The organism is Streptomyces marinisediminis (assembly GCF_026262575.1).
Lineage (GTDB): Bacteria > Actinomycetota > Actinomycetes > Streptomycetales > Streptomycetaceae > Streptomyces > Streptomyces marinisediminis.
In genome coordinates this window covers 1-324 of the sequence record NZ_JAPKFL010000134.1, presented here as the reverse complement: position 1 = coordinate 324, position 324 = coordinate 1, and the positions used below count along the sequence as shown (strand labels likewise).

The window sequence follows — 324 nt, the reverse complement described above, 5'->3', positions numbered from 1 at the left end:
CTGTCCAGGTGTGCGGCGCCGGAGACCTTCGCGTCCATCTGCGCCGCCAGCGTGTCCGCGTCGAGCTCGTCCGTCGACCCGCCCGACGCCACTCCGGCGGCGTGGATGACGGTGGTGACGGGGGTGCCGTCTGCTTCCAGCCGTTCCTTGAGGGCGTGCAGGGCGGTGTGGTCGGCGGCGTCGCAGGCGATGACAGTGGCGCTGGCACCCAGTTCCTCGATGCTCGCGACCAGGTCGGCCGCTCCCGGGGCGTCGGGGCCGCGGCGGCTGGTGAGGACCAGGTGCCCGGCTCCGTGCACGGCGGCCCAGCGGGCGACCCGGGCG

At 75.3% G+C, this 324-nt stretch carries 1 protein-coding gene; it reads right to left on the bottom strand.

What is annotated here, in order from left to right; genetic code table 11:
• On the bottom strand, positions 1-324 hold a 324-nt coding region (locus OSB71_RS24405; protein WP_265950971.1), incomplete at both ends, for a ketoreductase domain-containing protein.